The organism is Bradyrhizobium sp. USDA 3262 (assembly GCF_054060035.1).
Genome location: NZ_JBSSCT010000001.1, coordinates 3,407,556 through 3,424,731 on the forward strand (window position 1 = coordinate 3,407,556; position 17,176 = coordinate 3,424,731).

The window sequence follows — 17,176 nt, forward strand, 5'->3', positions numbered from 1 at the left end:
AAGGCGATCAGGAGGAGGTTCTCATGAATCAGGCAGACGCTTGGAAACTGAGGTCGTCTCGTTATGAGGCTGTTCAGTTCAGCCGGGAGATCAATAAGCAATTGTCCGAGCTGAGGCCGGACAATGTGATGGGAGCGATCTACATCGCCAAGGATTACGCTGTAATTGCCGCTTGCACGCTCGCGACGCTCTGCGTCTCCTGGTGGCTGTACCCGCTCGCCGTTCTTCTGATCGGTGCCTACCAGCGCGGCCTGACGACGATCGCTCATGATGCGGCTCACCGTACGCTCGCGAAGAACACGACCTGGAACTACGTCCTCGGCATTCTGTTCGCGGCCTATCCCCTGTTCCAGCGCCACTGGGCCTACCGGATCTCGCACGTCTATCTGCATCATCCGTATCTCGGCGACCCGGAGAAGGATCCCGACCTGAAGTTCTTCATGGCCAATGGTGTTTACGACGTCCAGCCTCCCAAGCGGTACGCCTTCAATATCATCTGGAAGCCGATATTTGGTGGCGCGACACTGGCCTACCTGAAGTATCTCTGGACCAACCGGTTTTCGATCACAGATTCCGAGGACCAGAGCCGGTCAAGCATACTTGTCGACAAGTATGGCTTTTACCTCTTCTGGATCGGCATCCTGGCCGGATCATACGCTCTTGGGCTGCTCCACATCGTGATCCTGTTTTGGATCGTCCCCTATCTCACAACGTTTCAGGTTCTTGGCTGGTTTGTCGAGCTCGCCGAGCACTCGCCGATGTGCGAGAGCGAAACGAAGAACGTCTATCTAACCAGGAATCGGAAAGGCAATTTCCTGGAGCGGGCGATCCTTGGACAAAACCTGGACGAGTATCACCTCGAGCATCACCTCTCGCCGGGTATCCCATTCTGGCTGTTGCACAAGGCCCAGAAGATCCGGATGCAGGATCCGGGTTACGCAAAGGTTGCCGCGAGCTGGGGAGGGCTCTTCGTCAAGGGGCCGCAAGGTCAACCCAGTGTCATAACTCAGTTGAAGGAGCGAAATCGACGCTTGTATGAGCAATCGCTTGCTGATGCCCATGCGAAGGGGCACGTGGCGTGACATTGCAACGCTCAGACAACGCTCGCGCCGTGGTCGGCGTCACCTCGAACCGTCTTTTGGTCGATGGTGTGCATCGCGACTGGCTACGGCAAAAATACCTCAAGGCCCTCCTTCATCATGCGGGCGTGGCATGCGTCATATTGCCGACGATCGACGCGGAAGATGTGAGGCTAGAGGTCGGCCTGGCGATCATGGGCGCGCTCGACGGTCTGGTTTTGACAGGGGATGAATCGAATATTGACCCTGCCGTCTTGAAGGCACCTGCATCACTTCCGCCGGCTGACCAACAGGACGTTGATGGTGGAATTCGTGACCGCCCGCGGGATAGGCTCTCTGCGGTAGCCATTGGGAGCGCCATCGCGCTCGGAATGCCGATCTTGGGCATCTGCCGCGGGCTTCAGGAGCTCAACGTCTATTTTGGCGGCACTCTCCATCCATCGCTTGCTGAGTGGAGACTGGGAAGTGGCCTGATGCATGCCGAGAAACCAGATCGTCCAAGAGACCGTCAGTACGATGCCGCGCACAGCGTGAGGATATCTCCTGATGGTGCGCTCTTTCCGATCGTGCGCGCCATCGAAGCGCAAGTGAACTCCCTGCATAATCAAGGCATCGAGCTGCTTGCCGCCGCACTGAGGCGCGAGGCATGGGCGCCTGACGGACTGGTCGAAGCGGCTTCGGTCATCGGCGCGCCGACGTTGCAAATCGGTGTGCAATGGCACCCCGAATGGCACGCCTCAACTGATCTCCTGAGCCAGCGACTGTTCACGGCTTTTGGAGAGGCGTGTGTTGCGTACTACCAAACAAAGAAACATTAGAGGCGGATTGTGACGTTTCAAACCAAGCGCGGTCCGCCCAGGTCGAAAGGTGAGTCTTCCGGAACTGGTGGACAAGCGTGGTCCGGGGGGCGGGCCGCGCCGCCCCGCCCGCAGAGGACGGGTGGGCGATTGACAAGACGCTTCGCTCTGGGAGTTCTCTTTGTAGCGCTCTATGTCGTCCTGAGCGCGGCAGGCGAAGTTTATGCGGCATCGTATTTTCAGCGGGCGGATGCGTTCGTCGCTCTCCTCGTGTCCTTTGCCGCGGTCTGTCTGACATTTAATCTGCTGGCAGGTCACGAGAGAGAAACGGCACGGGTTGCGAAGTCGGCGCTCCTGGTGTTCGTGTCGCTCAATGTCGTGACCGCGATCAGTTGGATCGGGTTGTTTATCGGCCTGAAATACACCGAACCGGCGATCGTCGTCGCGTTCATGGTGGCGCTAGGACCCGCTGCGACGGTGTGGTTAAACGCGCTGATCAGGCGCCAGGGCGTTCCTCCAGCATCCGATATCGTCGTGAGCGTGACGATCGCGGCAGTTGGAAGTTACATGATATGGATCTCGGCAACCGGCAACGCTGGCGTGGAGTGGGGAGCTCGATCGTCCTTCGGCATCGTCTTGGCAATCGTGGCCGGCCTATCGCTCGCTCTTACAAATATACTCGTCAAGCTGCTATTCGACCGCGGATTTTCGGGTCGACAGGTGTTGGCGCATCGTTTTTACGGAACGATCCTTTTGCTGCTGGGACTGGTCGACCATTCCTCCATCGTGCTCGAGATCTCGCAACATTGGCTTGCGATCGCAACGATTGGGCTATCCACGATCATCGTTCCATTGCTCTTGTTCCAGGAGGGTATTCGCCGCGTCGAGCCCTTCACGGTCAACATGGTCCTGTCCACCGCTCCTGTCATCACGTTTCTGTTCCAGTACTTCGATTCTCGTATCGTGCCTTCGCCGCATACGTTCGTTGGAAATGTTCTCATCACGGCTGTTGCCGTCGGCAACGTCTGTTTGCAGTACCGGAGGTCCGCATGAACGAGCGAAACTGTGTAATCGTCGACGCATATTCGACCGGCCGCTTCTTGCCGGAAGAGTTCAAGCGGTATGGAATTTCAACAGTGCATGTGATGTCGGCTGCACAGATTCCGTCGATCTTTCAATCGCATTTCAATGCTAATCTGTATGATGAAGTCATTCGCCCGCCCGAGCGCATGGGGTACGACGAGATCGTTGAATATCATCTTCGGGCTCTCCAGGGCAGGGAGCTGGAGTTCGTCATAGCGGGGTGCGAGACAGGAGTTGAGCTGGCCGATTCGATCTCGGAGCGGCTGGGCTTGCCTTCAAATGGCACCGCCCTTTCGGCCGCCCGACGGGACAAATCGTGCCTGTCTGAAGCGTTGGCCTCAGCAGGCGTGCGATCGATCAGACAAGTGGTGTCCGACAATGCTGAAGTGATCGCAAGATGGAAGCGTCAAGAGACCTTCGATGAGCTTGTGATCAAGCCGCTGAACAGCACAGGCACGGAGGACGTGTTCTTTTGCTCGACGGATGCCGATATTCAGCGCGCTGTAACCGCGATCGTCGGTAAGACGAACCGTGTCGGAACGCTCAATCAATTGGCGCTTGGACAGGAGAAAATCAACGGCCAGCAATATACCGTAAATGCCGTCTCGATCGACGGCGAGACCTTCGTCACGGAGGCCTGGACCTATGACACTGTTCCTATTGAGGGCGCGTCTTCGGTCTGCTCACTCGAGCGGTTATTGGGAGGTAAGGAGCCAATCGTTCTTGAACTATCCGACTACCTTGAACGTGCGCTGCGGGCGCTTCGGATCACCGACGGACCTGCTCATGCCGAGATCATCGTCGATGATCGGGGACCGGTTCTGGTCGACTTCGGAGCGAGGCTGCAAGGAACCATGTCGGCAAAAGCCAGGACGATGGCGTTGGGCCATAACCATTTGACGCTCACCGCGTGGCGTTACGCAGATCCCAAAGGCTTTGCTGGGTATATGAGGCGACGCGGGGTTTACAAGCGGCAGGCTCATGCACTGTGCGTCTCGCTGATCTCCGACATGGGCGGTGTTGTTGCCGGCTATCCCGGACTCGATGCGATCGGCAAGCTGCCGAGCTTCGCGGATGCCATTGCGTTCGTTCCGATAGGGCAAAACCTGGTTCCGACGATCGACTTGGCGTCGACGCCAGGCATTGTGTATCTCGTGAACAACGACCTGATACAGCTTGAGGAAGATTATCGCCAACTGCGTGCGATGCGGATGGACCAGGTGTTCGATTTGGTGCCGCAGGAAGCGAACCAATGACCGGCATCTGCGACAGTTGCACGAATTCAGCCGCTGCGGCGATGATCGGTGTGAGCGACTTCGATGGCATCCTTCGAGGCAAACACGTCCTGGGTGAAGATCTTTCCGTCGGGAATAAGGTCATCAAGTTCTCTGAAGCGGTGCTCGCGTGGGATTGTTCGGACCGCGTCATTCCGGCGGGCTTCACGCAAGAGCCGCAGTCAGTATTTGGGGACGCCGATCTGCGCGTTCTGTCCGGCACCGGCCGTTCGGTGTCTTATGCCGGCGATCAATATCTCTATCTGGCTGAGTTTGCGGGCGCACATGAGAGCGTCTGCCCGCGCGGTATTCTGCGTAAAGTCCTGCAAAGGGTTGCCGACCGCGGATACAGCTGCAGCGCCGGGTTCGAGTTTGAGTTTATGCTGTTCAAGGAGAACGCCGACATAATTGAAGACAAGCCGTTCGGCCAATGGGCTCCTTTGACGCGGGGCCCATTCGGCTACTCGATTGCGCGGTCTGTCGCGCACAGGGAGCTGTTCGGTGAGATCCTGGCGCTTTGTGAGAAGTCCAGAATCCCTCTCAGCGGGCTGCACTTTGAAACGGGACCAGGCGTGATTGAAGCGTCACTTCGTCATTGTGATGCCCTGGAAGCCGCCGATCGAGCAATCATATTCAAGTCGATGATAAAGGCCTGGGCGCAGACGCGCGGCATGATGGCTACATTCATGGCCAAGGTTTCAGAGAATTGGCCGGGCCAGTCCGGCCATATTCACGTCTCGATGTCCGCAGATGGTCAGAATGTGTTTTACGATAGTGAGGCGTTTCGCAACGTCTCGAAGCTCATGAGGCAATTCATCGGCGGACAATTGAAATACATGAATGATTTCTGTGTGCTCGCTGTGCCGAATTTCAATAGCTACAAGAGATTGGTACCTGGTTGTTGGGCACCAATCTATCCGAGCTGGGGAATCGACAACCGATCCTGCGCGGTACGCGTCATTCCGGGAGACCCGTCTGCACATCGTCTCGAATACAGGCTGCCCGGTGCAGACCTGAACCCATATCTTGCCCTCGCATGTGCCATCGGTTCCGGCATATTGGGTATCGAGACAAACGCGGCGCTCCCGGCTTCGATCGTCGGTGATGCAAGCGCGGAGGCCTGCCTTCCGTCTGGGAGGCTGCCTCAAAGCTTGGCAGAGGCAACATATCGGTTTGCACAGTCTCCGGCAGCCAATGATGTCTTCGGTGAAAGGTTTGTTGAAGCGTTTTCTTGCTCCCGCCGTTGGGAATGGGAGGCCGTTCAACATCGGGTCACAGACTTTGAACGCCGGCGGTATTTCGAGATCATTTAGCCAGCTTGAGCTGTACAGACCGGCGCCTTCCAAGCATCAACTGATCGGCCGGTTTCAATAAGTCATCCATGCTCTCATTTAGCAGCAGGCGGACGAGCGCTCCAATTGGTGAGTTGCTCCTCCTCCTTGGAGGGAAGGCTCCCGCGTCTTGCGGCCGATGAAGGCGTCCGGCCTGGCACTCTAAGTAATTCCGCAGCCCGCGAGATCAGCTCACAAACGCGCCCTACGTAATCTTGGAAAGCCTCATGGTGCACGCGCGAAGCGCGATCGGTGTCGGCCATGGCCGCGCTTATTGCTTCGGCAGCGGGCGCGCGCTCGGTCTCCCAGCCGACAGCGTGACGCAGACAATGCGCCGATGCATCCTATGTTGTTAAGGGAACTAAGGCTTTGTTGCTCTTATCGTCCGCTCGACCTCATCGGTCAGTGTCCGATGATGAGCTGCCAGCTTGGCGAATAGCTCTTTCTTAGTCGGACTGGTCGCCAGCTTGCTGATTAGCTCACACTCTTCCGCCTCGATCCGAAGTTTTTCCAAGCGCGCCTGCATGTTCTTCATGGAAGGCCTCCCCGCAAGAGGCGGGGATCATCTCATGGGGAACCTGACGGGAACAAGCTATGACAACAGACGGCGACCGATGGAAAAGATGGGCTGAGCACATCCCGTTCGTCTAATCCGAACTAGGACACGCCAAGAATCAAATCAGGACACGGGGCCTGGATACGGATAGCGCTCTACTCGTGCTCGTTGTGGCAAGGACACGCCCTGCGACAGATTAGAGCCCGGTGAAAAACCGGACAGACAGGCTAGCCAATATCTGCGATCCTCTCCGACATTTCAGGACGGAACAATTTTGGGGAGTTTCCAATGCCCGCGTGGTCCGCAGCGGACGAACAGCGACTACTGCAATTGGTTCGAGAAACAGGCCTCACGCAGCGCGAGATCGCTCAGAAGCTCGGGCGGACTGAGGCAGCGGTGAGCGGGCGATTGATCCTTATTAGGAAGCGCGCCGCGGAGAGGGCGGATTAACCCCAAGTGCGGAGCCAATTTTTGTAAGGATTCAACGCAACGCCGCCCGCTTAAAATACATGCGAGCGGCGCTTGCTCTAGCCCCAGGAAGGTTGTTGGCAAAATCCTGATACGTACACTTTGGCACAAAATGCAAATCGCGCGCATACCTAAGAATGGTTAACGCGTCCGTAAGAATACGGGAAAAAGTGGCAAAGCTCGGTTCCCTTGCTCGGCCCGCCTCTTGTGCGCCAATTAGCATACGCTCACAGAGAGCCAGCTCATCCTGCGAACACGGTCAGGCTCGACCATATCGACCAGGTGGCGTGAGGCTTTCTCAGCTTCGCTGCAAATCGTTCGTCGTTCCCCGTCGTCGGCCTTCTTCTCATCCAATAAGGCGATCCTTTGGCTTAACGTCGACTCGGCCTCGGCGGGTAATCCCCTTGCTGGGTACGCCGCAGGCTCGTGGATCATTTGCCGCGCGGCGAACAGGATGGAAGTGGAGCGTCGACCATGATGAGAGGGCTACGCCGGGCTCGTGACGCAGGGAGGGCGTAGCCCGACCGGAGTTACGAGCCCGGCGTCGGCGCGATCCACAGCGGACCGCGCCGACTGGTGATCGCGGCCGGCTGGTTATGCAAGTGGTTCTTCCGCCAAGAGGAATCACTCGCGTGCCAGGCCGACACATTACCGATCACCAAATGAGGCTCTACATGAAGTACCGTCAGACCGATAGCCCGCCCGTGGCCGCCGCCAAGGCGTCGTTCAGCACCTCGACCGCTTACCGGATCGAGCAGGATCGACGCCTTCCGTCGCAGAAGAAGGCTCCTCGCGGCCGTCGCCGGCCAGATCCCTTGGCCCGCGTATTTGAGACAGAGATCGTGCCGATGCTGAAGGCCGCCCCCGGTGTGCGGCCGGTCACGATCTTCGAGGAGTTGCTCCGACGCCATCCTGAGCTCGGCGCCGGCATCCGTCGCACGCTGGAGCGCCGGATCCGGGCCTGGCGGGCGATCCACGGCGAGGAGCAGGAGGTCATCTTCCGGCAGACCCACGAACCCGGTCAGCGCGGCCTGTCCGACTTCACCGACATGGGCGAATTGGGTGTCACGATCGCGGGCGTGCCGCTCGACCATCGTCTCTATCACTTCCGGCTGGCCTATTCCGGGTTTGAGCACGCCCATGTCGTGCTCGGCGGTGAGAGCTTCATCGCTCTGGCCGAAGGCCTGCAGAATGCCTTGTGGTCACTCGGTGGAGCGCCACGGGAGCATCGCACCGACAGCCTGTCGGCCGCCTTTTGCAATCTCGACCGCGACGCCAAAGACGATCTGACGCGGCGATACGAAGACCTCTGTGCCCATTACGGCATGCGCCCCTCCCGCAACAATCGTGGCATCGCCCACGAGAACGGGGCGATCGAGAGTTCGCATGGCCATCTCAAGCGGGCGGTCGGCGACGCGCTGTTGCTGCGTGGCACCGCCGACTTCGACGATCTCGCTGCCTATCGTGGCTTCATCGATGAGATCGTCAGCCGCCGCAATGCCCGCAACGCCAAGCGGATCGACAGCGAACGTACCGCACTTCAGGATCTGCCGGACCGCCGCACGTCGGACTATGAAGAGGTGATCGTCCACGTGACATCGTCCGGCGGCTTCACCTTGCGCAAGGTGTTCTACACGGTGCCGTCGCGCTTGATCGGCCATCGGCTGCGGGTGCGCCTGTATGACGATCACCTCGACGTGTTTGTCGGCGGCACGCATCTCCTCACCTTGCCGCGCGGGCGGCCGCATCCCAATGGCAAGCACGATCAGGTCGTCGATTATCGGCACGTGATCCATTCCTTGCGGCGCAAGCCGATGGCGCTCCTCAACCTGGTCTACCGCGACCAGCTGTTCCCCCGGGAAGCTTACCGCCGAGCCTTCGACGTCTTGCGCAAACGCTTACCGGACAAGAAGGCCTGCCGGATCATGGTCGATCTCCTCGCACTCGCCCATGAGCGCGGTTGCGAGGCCGAACTCGCCGATCAGCTCACGGCCGACCTGAACGACGGCCGGCTGCCCGACCTCAACCGGCTACGTACTCACTTCGCCCCGGATCCCGCCCAGATGCCGAACGTCGTGGTGCGCCTCGCACCGCTCGCCACCTATGAATGCCTCATCGGTACTGCCGAGATCGGAGGTGCCGCATGAGCACAACCAACGTAGTCGACACCGCGCGCCTCAATCTGTTGCTCAACGAGCTGCGGCTGCCCGCCATCAAGGTGCTGTGGCCGCAATTTGCCGAGCAGTCCGATAAGGAAGGCTGGCCGGCGGCGCGCTTCCTCGCCACCATTGCAGAGCACGAGATCGCTGAACGCAGCCGTCGCCGCATCGAGCGCCATCTCGTCGAGGCGCGGCTGCCCACCGGAAAGACCTTTGACAGCTTCGACTTCGAAGCCGTACCGATGATCTCCAAGGCGCAAATGACCGCGCTCGCCGCCGGCGACGGCTGGTTGAACAAGGGCGCCAATCTGCTGCTGTTTGGTCCGCCCGGTGGCGGCAAGAGTCACTTGGCAGCAGCAATCGGCTTGGCTCTCATCGAGAACGGATGGCGCGTCCTCTTCACCCGCACCACCGATCTCGTGCAGAAGCTCCAGGTGGCGCGCCGCGAACTCAACCTCGAGGGTGCCATCAACCGCCTCGATCGCTTCGATCTCGTTATCCTTGACGATCTTGCCTATGTCACCAAGGACCAGGCCGAGACCAGTGTGCTGTTCGAGCTCATCAGCGCACGCTACGAGCGACGCTCTTTGCTGATCACCGCCAATCAGCCCTTTGGAGAATGGAACAAGGTCTTTCCGGACCCAGCTATGACCCTCGCGGCGATCGATCGCCTTGTTCACCACGCCACCATCGTCGAGATGAACGTCGAGAGCTATCGCAGGCGGACTGCCCTCGAGCGAAAGCGTGGTCCAGGGCGGCCACCGGAGCACGCGACACAAAAAACGCTCGCTTGATTGACGCTCCGCGACAATCAAAGCAAACAAAACTCTTGCGCGCGACAATCATCGCGGCGATCATCATCGCGCCGCGACACTGACTCGCCATCCTGATCGCCGCGCTCTTCCGACCCAGATCGTCGCGCTATAATCATTCCCGTTGCGAGCGCGTGAGCAGCTTGGGGTTTTCCTTGTAACCCGACGAACTCCAGGTTTTCGATGCCGAAGTCGGTGAACGCCTGAACGCCATCTTCGCCGACGCCATAGACCCAGATCAAGCCGTCCTCGATCTGCATTTCGATGGCAATGTCGCTAACCCAGTCTTCGTCTTCACCAAGAGGCCTTCGCCGGTGAGATATACTTCGTCAAACGATAGGCAGCTTCACCGGCACCCACAATACAGTTTCACACCCATTCGTGAGGACCGGCACACGGCTCATCAAGCTGCTTGAGGCCAAAAGAAGAGGCCGTCAAGCGGCCTGCGTTGGTTCTACATGAATAGGGCAATAGCCATGATTGCGATGGGGCTCAGCCCGAGCGCCACGATGAGCGCACTAAAAGGTATATCACTGCCCATGACACAACCCTCGCGATTAAGGTTGAAATCCTATGCCCGGATGCTGGGTGGCCGCTAGTGCAATTTGTGCCACGGCAATTTCAAGACACGAAGCTTCTCCGGAGCGATAAGTGCTCGATGCAGCCGTGAGGCGCCGGAACTAAGTCGAAGTCTCGACTTGCGTCAGCGCCGAACCCCCTGGAGAGCGGCCAGCCTTTACCTTCGATATCGGGATTGAGCGAAATCCCTCGCCGGGATCAAAACGCCCGTCAGTGCCCCAAGGATCGCTCGGCGGATAGCAGTTGCCGATCCGCCTTGGCTAGATCCCTTGCTCCGATTGGCGAAAACGAACGCAAAAGGGCGGTACCGGTCGGAAGCAGATTGAGCGTCGGCTCGGAGCAGCAATGAAGAGGTCGCTAGGAATGATGCTCGCGCGTTGAGCGTTGGTCGTCGCTCATAAGAAGAGCGGCATCGGCGGATGAACGTGCCCCGGCTCTTGCTCCCAAAAGGGCTGGGGCGCATTCTGGCTCGTTGACAAGCGCTTTTCCATTACGTGGGCTAGAGCGCCCTGTTGATCTATCGAAAGATGGGTTAAAGGGTTTGTGAAGCTTTCGTCCTCGATGCTGCGGGCGTTTTTCGGGCTACTATGGGTTCACTAGCCAAGGTGATGACGAGGCAAAAAGGCGGGCTAATATCTGAATGTCCACGAGTTCATCGAGCGTTGGACTGACCATCGGCCAGTCGTTCGTATGAAACGCGGGTCCGAGTGAGCTAGCCAGCCGGAGGCCTGATTGGACTGGCCTTCCGTCCTTGGCGACGGCAATCCCATTTCCTGAGTTCACTTTCATGCGTAGCCGTTCGCTCGAACTCGTGCGCGCGCTGGATACTCGGCAACCATTTTCATCGGATGGCTCCGCAAACACCAAGTCCAGCGGGTGCTGTCTCTTACCTGTCGCCCTGGCTCTGCAAGATTTGCTTCATGAACTCAGCGCGCTCCTTTGTAAGTTTCTCAGCTCGATCACCATTCTGTAGCAGTGCTGGACCCTTGCGTTCTCGATCGTAGACCATCCAGCCCGTCCTTCCCATTCGAACAAGGAATCTGGATTGCGTAGGGTGTTCGGCGTAATTCACTGGCGCCCCCAATAGGCAGGTGCAATCCCACAATTGGGCTTTCCGCCAGCTAAGCGGTCATTGAACTATGTGAATTTTGGCAATCGACTTTAGACGAATAGGTTTACCAGGCACATTTCCATTAGGACCGTTGCTGTGGACGGGAAGAGCAGCAATTTTTCCGCCAAGGTTAGACTGAGAAACTTGGCTCCGAGCCGTACCGCGGCTTCGCTGCGGTTCATCTCAGCGGCACGGTCGACAGCGTAGCGGCCGATGATCTTTTGCAGAGCGCCGTAGCCCTCGACAAGAATGGCCCACGCAAAGCCAGCCCAAAGTACAAATGCCGTTTGCGCTAGCCCTAAACCGACACGGAATCTAGGCGGCTTCGAACGCTGGCGCGAGGGTATCTCGCTCAACCTATCACCCTACAACGGCTGCAACAACACCGCGAGCTGCTGGTTCGTGGCGAGCGGCTCTCCTCGAACGGCCCGCTCACATTGGGCTTCTCCACGCCTTGGTCAATATCGTCGGAACGGTTGCACACCTCGTTGCTGCACTACACTGCAAGTCGCGCGGGTCTCGTCAGATGCGAATGGTTTTCACGGAGCCAGCCCAGCCGCCGCAGAACGGACAATTGGAGTTGATCATGCCGCAAGCAGACGCTTGTAGCGGCGATAAGCGTCGATCGCATTGTTCGCAAGCATGAGCTGCCGATGCTCTCCAGCCCGCACCATGTCATCGATATTTCTGAGAAGAAAGCGGCTCACATCGCCAGGATCTGTGATCTCGCCGGAGCGTTCGAGCAAGTCCCAGGCGATCTGGATCGACCTCTCCACGAGGACTGGCAACGATTCACTCATACGAGACAAAACAGACGTCGATATCGATGGTTCCTGTTGTAAATGCCGGCGGATCGCGGCTCCAGCCGGACAACATAGCTTACCGTCGGGCAAGACGCCGCGAGGGGCGCCTCAGGACTATTGGCCCGCCGATGTCTGGACTGCCTATTCCCGCCTCTGCTGAACGTGCAATATTGGATCATGAAAGCACGAAATCGAAGTCTGCTCATCTTTCTTGTTGCCGTCGTGGGTATTGGTTGGCTAATTGGCGCAACCAACTTGCCTGGTGCATGGTATGCCGCACTGCAGAAGCCGACATTCAATCCTCCGAATTGGGTGTTCGCGCCAACTTGGACAATTCTGTATGTGATGATCGCAATCGCGGGCTGGCGCACCTACCTGCAGGAGGTCAATGGCCTGGCCTTGCAGGTTTGGCTCGGACAGATGGCGCTTAATTTTCTTTGGTCTCCTATTGTTTTCCGCTTGCACAACTTGGCCATGGGGCTCTCGGTCATCATTCTGCTGCTGGGCCTGATTCTGTTATTTATAGGCCTGCAATGGCGGGCCAATCGGCTTGCTGCGCTCTTATTTATCCCGTATGCGGGCTGGGTAGCGTTTGCATCGCTTTTAAACTTTGCTTTGTACCGCCTTAATTGAATTCCTGATGGACCTGCTAAACGCGAGTTAAGAGCCGCCGGCGGGCGGGCTCGGCGCTTTGAGCGATCCAGCCCGGCACCCGGCACGCCCGGTTGGGGGCGACGGCTTCGAAATTTTTCGGGTCCCTCTTGAAACCAAAATCCGCTTTGCTTTTTTGTCGCCTTCAAAGGATGGCGTCGAGGCTTGGTCAGGTGAGACGGGCACCGGTCCTGCCCGCTGCCGCTCGTAACCATCGTGCTCTTTGGAGGATTTGGCTTGCGCAGTCACAACTTTTCGTCTCTCCGGCGCTCGACCATCGGTTTCGATCTTGACCTCGCGGAAATGGCCAGCGGGCGGGCGAGGACAATTACCCGCCTTACAACATCGAGCGGATGACGACCGTTACCAGATTTCGCTGGCCGTGGCGGGCTTCGCGCCTGAGAACATCTCGATCACGCCGATCAGTCACCATCGAGGGCAGTAAGCCTGAAAAAGGCGAGCGCCAGTTCCTCCATCGCAGCATTTCAACCCGCAATTTCAAGCGCCAATTCAGCCTTGCGGACTATGTGCAGAAGCTCGAAGCCAAGGCGGCTTCTCGCATGTTGAGAGTCGGATGCATCAGCGATTGAATTCCCCAACTTCGGGTAGGCGTTCGTGATCAGCTTTCGATGACGACCACGACTTCCACCTCGCAGCCTTGCGCCATCGGCGCCCTGGTCATGCCTCCCTGCATCTGGGCCACCATCAGATTGATCAGGCGGGTTCCCAAACCGCTCTTCGCCTCGGTGGGGCATCCGATTCCATCGTCCCTCACCGTGATCACGACCTTTTCGTTTCTCTTCCGGACGTCGACTTCCACGACGCCCGGGCGCCCCTCCGGAAACGCGTACTTGAACGCGTTTGTCACCAGCTCGTTGACGATCAAACCGACGGATGCGGCCTGCGAGCTCTTGACGGCGATTTCGTCGCAGGACACCCGTATCGCGATCGGGCGCACTCCCCGGTGCAGATCCGAAAGGCTCCCGCACAACGCCTCAAGATAAGCGGGGAGGTCGACCGAGCTGTTGACCGGCGTGTCGCGCAGGCGATCATGAACCTTCGCGACAACCTCAATCCGCGCCAGCGCGGAGGTGATCGCTGCCTGCACGGCGGGATTAGGGTCCGATCGCGCCTGCAGACGGAGGATCGACATGATCGTCGCGAGGTCGTTCCTGGTCCGGTGCGCCAACTCCATCATGAGAACGTCCGCGTAGGCCTTTGCCTCCGAGTGCTTCTGGAGTGCCGTGCGCAGGGCTTCCGTTACCCCTGCAAGACATAGCCCGCTAGCGAGAAAGATCAGGAGGGGCGCGATAGCGGCGCTCGGAGGCGGAGGGATAAAGTATCGCGCCGCCAGCGCCGCGCTCGCGCCGGTGGCGAGAAAGCCTGAGCCGCGATCGAAGATGACTGAGGCCAGGAAAATGGCCGGGATGAACAGCATCAGCGGATCGGGTCTCAACTGATCGTCCAGCAGGAGCTTGGCGACAAATGCCAACCCGACAAGCCCGAGGCTCAAGAGGTACCGCACCCACAGGGGATATCTGGGCGTGACGGACATGAAGCGAAGCAGGAGCCGGTCCATGGAAAGCAACGAACCGGCTTGTCGGCGTGTTCCTGTCGCTTGCCTCAAGCGCTTCGGCCGGCGCGCGGACTGCTGAGCCTAAACCAAAGTGGGGTGCTCTGGGCCTGTCTCTCTTCTGGTCCTGAGGAACGATTCAACAAAGCGTGAGTTCGTCCCGAAAGAACCGAACAAAAATCCAAGAGGGTAATTCCATGACGCGATCAGTGGAGGAGCTGAGGGGGGAGTGCGAGCGAAGCCGTGCCGAGTTCGCGGCGACGGTCGATAGGTTGAGGGAGCGGATATCGGATACCGCTGACGACCTCCGTCACAAGGTCTCGCCCCAACACATCAAGTCGGAAGTCTCCGATTACATCAGCAACAAGACCCAGAGTTGGGTCGAGGCGCTGAAGCAACAAGCCATGGACAATCCGATGCAGGCGGTCGCTGCGGGCACCGCGGTCGCAATCCCGCTGCTGCGCCTGGCGCGCGGTTTTCCACTACCACTTCTGATGATCGGGGCTGGCCTTGCCCTGACCTCGAAGACGGTGCGCGAGCAGGCCGCGGAAGCGGCCGCACCGGTGATGGAGAAGGCGGGAGAGATGCTGGATCAGCCCGCCGACCGAGTGGACGCGCCGAGCAGCGACATGAGAGATCGGCTGAATTTGGCTCAGAGTCAGGCCAGCGACATGGCCAGCGATGCGCAAGATGCCGCTGCGGGCCTGGCCGACGATCTTGGCAAGCGGGCGGCGCAGGCCGCCGGCACTGTCGGCGATACGCTCAAGAGCGGCATGGATGCCGTCAAGGGGAGAGCTGGCGCGGTCAAGGACGCGGCGGCCACGGCGCCTGCAAAGGCCCGGCAGGTCATCGGCGACAATGCCGCCTTGATCGCCGGCCTTGGGATCGCGATCGGCGCCATCCTTGCCGCGGCTCTTCCCGAAACAACCGCCGAAGCCAAGGCGATGGGCCCGGCGAGCGACAGCATGAAACGGGCGGCGGGGGAGGCTGCACAATCCGGTTTCGAAGCAGCCAAGGATGCGACGATGTCGGCGGCCGACGCGGCGGCAAGAAGCGTCGGCGAGGCCGATCTCGGTGGGCATGCCAGCCGCATGACCGAAAACGTGGCGGACAGACTCAAAGAGGCTGCCGACGACGTCGTCAGGGCGGCCTTCAGTCCTTCCCCAAACCCAAACACTTGAAAGAACGATCATGAGCGATGTGGACCTGACTAAAGAGACGAATTCCACGCAGAACCAGAATACCGGCCCTTCGCAGACCCTGAAGGAGCAGATGGCCGATGCCGGCGCAGAGGTGAAGCAGCGCGCCGGCGACGCCCTCCGAGCGTCGACCGATGTCGCCAGCGACAAGTTCAAGGAAGCGGCTGACGCCGCCAAAGACGTGGCTTCCGGGACAGTGGACCAGATCGAGGACCAGGCGCGCGACAAGCAGCGGTCGGGCGCGGACTTCATGGCGCGCCTTGCCGATAACATTCGTGAAGCGGCCCGCGCCTTCGAGAGCGATGCGCCGTTTGCTGCTCGTGGCATGACTTCTGCCGCCGAATATGTCGATGACGCGGCCGATAAAGTCCGCCACGGAAGTTTTCGCGACCTGGTCGACGGCGCCACCGATTTTGCGAAGCGGCAGCCGGCCGCGTTTCTAGGGATTTCGGTCCTTGCCGGGTTCGCGGCAGTCCGTTTTCTGAGGGCGTCGGGCGGGCGTTCCTCACCTTCGAAACACCGCGAACAATCGTCATCCTCGCAGCAAAGCAACGTGTCATGAGCATCCAAAACGATATCAGGACAAGTCAGAACGATCTTAGAACCATCTCGACGCTGCTCGGCGACGCGTTGTCGCAGTTCGCCAAGCTGTTCCAGAACGAGGTGGATCTCGCCAAAGCCGAGTTAGGCGAAAAGGTTCAGAAGGTCGGCAGCGCGCTGGTCTTCATCGCCGGCGGTGCCCTCCTGGTGATCCCAGCCTTGGTGATGGCGCTGTTCGCCCTATCGGCGGCGATGATCGGCGCAGGATGGTCACAGCCGCTCTCCTATTTGACGTCGGCGATCGTGGCCGCGGTGATCGCGGGTATACTGTTCGCGATCGGCATCAACCGGCTAGATGCCCGCGGTCTGGTGCCGCGGGAAACCATGCGGCAGCTCGATAACGACAAGGATACCGTGAAAGGGATGGTGCAATGAGCAGCACGCAGACGAGTTTCTTCGATAGTCTCGTAACGGCGGTGCGGGAAAACCCGCTCGCCGCAGCACTGATCGGAGGCGGTGTGTTCTGGCTGTTGGCAGGCGACGAGAAGCTCAAGAGCGCGACGCGATCGGCGACAGCGGCGGCTTCGCCGATCGTTGATCTCGGCGCGCGCAATGTTCGCGCGGCCGCGTCCGGACTCCAAAGGACCGCGGCGCCGCCGACCGCGCCAGAAATGGATCATGATGACGCCACGGAAACCACACGCGAGGCCGGTAGCGCGGCTTCGGACGCCATGTCGGAAGCGGCGGACAAGATCAAGGACCGGTTTGACGAAGGCCTCGCCTATGCGCGCGAGAACCTCAGCATGCCCGGAAAGGAGGCTTTCACGAAAGCGCAGTCATCGTTGGCCGGCATGTTTGACCGGCAGCCGCTCGTCCTCGGCGCCGTGGGCTTGACAATCGGAGCGGCAATCGCGGGTGCGTTCCGGGCTTCCGATCTCGAGAACGAATGGGTGGGCGAGCTCAGCGACGATGTCAAAGCCGACTTGAACACGCGCGCCGGCGCGGTATCGCAAAGCCTGCGCGAAGCCACCGATACGCTGAGCGCCGAAGTCGGCGACGTCGGCGCCGAAACCATCGATCGGGTGAAGCAGGCTGGCATCGATGCGGCGGATGCGGCACGGAAAAAGGTGAGGTCGCCATAAGCCTGAACCGAACCGGACA

The 17,176-nt window shown here is 59.4% G+C and carries 17 protein-coding genes; 13 read left to right on the forward strand and 4 right to left on the reverse strand.

Going from position 1 to position 17,176, the window contains the following annotated elements; translation table 11 throughout:
• Positions 1-23 precede the first annotated feature (23 nt).
• From rtxC to ACVWYP_RS15700, 5 genes are all read left to right on the forward strand, one after another.
• Positions 24-1,082, forward strand: coding sequence for a dhydrorhizobitoxine desaturase (rtxC, locus tag ACVWYP_RS15680; RefSeq protein ID WP_016841944.1), 1,059 nt, complete (start codon positions 24-26; stop codon positions 1,080-1,082).
• Positions 1,079-1,897 (forward strand): gamma-glutamyl-gamma-aminobutyrate hydrolase family protein, encoded by an 819-nt coding sequence (locus tag ACVWYP_RS15685; protein ID WP_016841943.1) that lies wholly within the window; start codon positions 1,079-1,081, stop codon positions 1,895-1,897. Before rtxC ends, ACVWYP_RS15685 begins: the two co-directional genes overlap by 4 nt.
• Before the next feature lie 129 nt (positions 1,898-2,026).
• A complete protein-coding gene (locus ACVWYP_RS15690) occupies positions 2,027-2,929 on the forward strand; it encodes a DMT family transporter (protein ID WP_172648453.1) in 903 nt (300 codons plus the stop codon).
• Positions 2,926-4,215, forward strand: a complete 1,290-nt coding sequence (locus ACVWYP_RS15695) for an ATP-grasp domain-containing protein (protein ID WP_456684114.1) — start codon at positions 2,926-2,928, stop codon at positions 4,213-4,215. Before ACVWYP_RS15690 ends, ACVWYP_RS15695 begins: the two co-directional genes overlap by 4 nt.
• Positions 4,212-5,546, forward strand: coding sequence for a glutamine synthetase family protein (locus tag ACVWYP_RS15700; RefSeq protein WP_016841940.1), 1,335 nt, complete (start codon positions 4,212-4,214; stop codon positions 5,544-5,546). Before ACVWYP_RS15695 ends, ACVWYP_RS15700 begins: the two co-directional genes overlap by 4 nt.
• A 379-nt stretch (positions 5,547-5,925) precedes the next feature.
• On the opposite strand, the gene ACVWYP_RS15705 is transcribed toward ACVWYP_RS15700, so the two are convergent.
• On the reverse strand, positions 5,926-6,099 hold the full coding sequence (locus ACVWYP_RS15705) for a hypothetical protein (RefSeq protein ID WP_018270245.1): 174 nt from the start codon (positions 6,097-6,099) through the stop codon (positions 5,926-5,928).
• Between the two features lie 309 nt (positions 6,100-6,408).
• Here ACVWYP_RS15705 and ACVWYP_RS15710 point away from each other — a divergent pair, with 309 nt between their 5' ends.
• From ACVWYP_RS15710 to istB, 3 genes are all read left to right on the forward strand, one after another.
• Entirely contained in the window at positions 6,409-6,570 is a 162-nt protein-coding gene (locus tag ACVWYP_RS15710) for a sigma factor-like helix-turn-helix DNA-binding protein (RefSeq protein WP_018270246.1), read from the forward strand.
• A 650-nt stretch (positions 6,571-7,220) separates the two neighbouring features.
• The gene (gene istA, locus ACVWYP_RS15715) at positions 7,221-8,735 is read left to right on the forward strand and encodes an IS21-like element ISBj11 family transposase (protein ID WP_026191872.1); all 1,515 of its coding nucleotides are present in this window, start codon (positions 7,221-7,223) and stop codon (positions 8,733-8,735) included.
• Complete coding sequence (istB, locus tag ACVWYP_RS15720) at positions 8,732-9,541, forward strand: IS21-like element ISBj11 family helper ATPase IstB (RefSeq protein WP_016842034.1); 810 nt, start codon at positions 8,732-8,734, stop codon at positions 9,539-9,541. Before istA ends, istB begins: the two co-directional genes overlap by 4 nt.
• 17 nt (positions 9,542-9,558) lie before the next feature.
• Here istB and ACVWYP_RS15725 read toward each other — a convergent pair whose 3' ends face one another.
• The gene (locus ACVWYP_RS15725; protein WP_035633761.1) at positions 9,559-9,819 is read right to left on the reverse strand and encodes a hypothetical protein; all 261 of its coding nucleotides are present in this window, start codon (positions 9,817-9,819) and stop codon (positions 9,559-9,561) included.
• 2,014 nt (positions 9,820-11,833) lie between these two features.
• Positions 11,834-12,037, reverse strand: a complete 204-nt coding sequence (locus tag ACVWYP_RS15730) for a hypothetical protein (protein WP_307724583.1) — start codon at positions 12,035-12,037, stop codon at positions 11,834-11,836.
• A 192-nt stretch (positions 12,038-12,229) separates the two neighbouring features.
• Here ACVWYP_RS15730 and ACVWYP_RS15735 point away from each other — a divergent pair, with 192 nt between their 5' ends.
• Positions 12,230-12,685 carry a TspO/MBR family protein gene (locus ACVWYP_RS15735; RefSeq protein ID WP_050999403.1) on the forward strand — a complete coding sequence of 152 codons (456 nt, stop codon included), beginning with the start codon at positions 12,230-12,232 and terminating at the stop codon, positions 12,683-12,685.
• Between the two features lie 637 nt (positions 12,686-13,322).
• Here ACVWYP_RS15735 and ACVWYP_RS15740 read toward each other — a convergent pair.
• A complete protein-coding gene (locus ACVWYP_RS15740) occupies positions 13,323-14,282 on the reverse strand; it encodes a sensor histidine kinase (protein ID WP_016846830.1) in 960 nt (319 codons plus the stop codon).
• A gap of 191 nt (positions 14,283-14,473) precedes the next feature.
• Between ACVWYP_RS15740 and ACVWYP_RS15745 the strand changes: the two genes are divergently transcribed.
• Genes ACVWYP_RS15745 through ACVWYP_RS15760 form a run of 4 tightly spaced genes read left to right on the forward strand, consistent with a single transcriptional unit; the run spans position 14,474 to position 17,157 of the window.
• Positions 14,474-15,457, forward strand: a complete 984-nt coding sequence (locus tag ACVWYP_RS15745; protein ID WP_038376411.1) for a hypothetical protein — start codon at positions 14,474-14,476, stop codon at positions 15,455-15,457.
• 10 nt (positions 15,458-15,467) lie between these two features.
• A complete protein-coding gene (locus tag ACVWYP_RS15750; protein ID WP_016846832.1) occupies positions 15,468-16,037 on the forward strand; it encodes a hypothetical protein in 570 nt (189 codons plus the stop codon).
• Positions 16,034-16,450, forward strand: a complete 417-nt coding sequence (locus tag ACVWYP_RS15755) for a phage holin family protein (protein ID WP_038379332.1) — start codon at positions 16,034-16,036, stop codon at positions 16,448-16,450. The genes ACVWYP_RS15750 and ACVWYP_RS15755 overlap by 4 nt, the downstream gene beginning before the upstream one ends.
• Entirely contained in the window at positions 16,447-17,157 is a 711-nt protein-coding gene (locus tag ACVWYP_RS15760) for a hypothetical protein (protein WP_028344472.1), read from the forward strand. Before ACVWYP_RS15755 ends, ACVWYP_RS15760 begins: the two co-directional genes overlap by 4 nt.
• The last annotated feature ends 19 nt before the right edge of the window (positions 17,158-17,176 follow it).

What these genes read in the sequence shown, in the direction of transcription:
- rtxC (WP_016841944.1), top strand. Translation starts at nt 24, where the DNA reads ATGAATCAGGCAGACGCTTGGAAACTGAGGTCGTCTCGTTATGAGGCT.
- ACVWYP_RS15695 (WP_456684114.1), top strand. Translation starts at nt 2,926, where the DNA reads ATGAACGAGCGAAACTGTGTAATCGTCGACGCATATTCGACCGGCCGC.
- ACVWYP_RS15700 (WP_016841940.1), top strand. Translation starts at nt 4,212, where the DNA reads ATGACCGGCATCTGCGACAGTTGCACGAATTCAGCCGCTGCGGCGATG.
- ACVWYP_RS15705 (WP_018270245.1), bottom strand. Translation starts at nt 6,099, where the DNA reads ATGAAGAACATGCAGGCGCGCTTGGAAAAACTTCGGATCGAGGCGGAA.
- ACVWYP_RS15710 (WP_018270246.1), top strand. Translation starts at nt 6,409, where the DNA reads ATGCCCGCGTGGTCCGCAGCGGACGAACAGCGACTACTGCAATTGGTT.
- istB (WP_016842034.1), top strand. Translation starts at nt 8,732, where the DNA reads ATGAGCACAACCAACGTAGTCGACACCGCGCGCCTCAATCTGTTGCTC.
- ACVWYP_RS15725 (WP_035633761.1), bottom strand. Translation starts at nt 9,819, where the DNA reads ATGCAGATCGAGGACGGCTTGATCTGGGTCTATGGCGTCGGCGAAGAT.
- ACVWYP_RS15735 (WP_050999403.1), top strand. Translation starts at nt 12,230, where the DNA reads ATGAAAGCACGAAATCGAAGTCTGCTCATCTTTCTTGTTGCCGTCGTG.
- ACVWYP_RS15740 (WP_016846830.1), bottom strand. Translation starts at nt 14,282, where the DNA reads ATGGACCGGCTCCTGCTTCGCTTCATGTCCGTCACGCCCAGATATCCC.
- ACVWYP_RS15745 (WP_038376411.1), top strand. Translation starts at nt 14,474, where the DNA reads ATGACGCGATCAGTGGAGGAGCTGAGGGGGGAGTGCGAGCGAAGCCGT.
- ACVWYP_RS15750 (WP_016846832.1), top strand. Translation starts at nt 15,468, where the DNA reads ATGAGCGATGTGGACCTGACTAAAGAGACGAATTCCACGCAGAACCAG.
- ACVWYP_RS15755 (WP_038379332.1), top strand. Translation starts at nt 16,034, where the DNA reads ATGAGCATCCAAAACGATATCAGGACAAGTCAGAACGATCTTAGAACC.
- ACVWYP_RS15760 (WP_028344472.1), top strand. Translation starts at nt 16,447, where the DNA reads ATGAGCAGCACGCAGACGAGTTTCTTCGATAGTCTCGTAACGGCGGTG.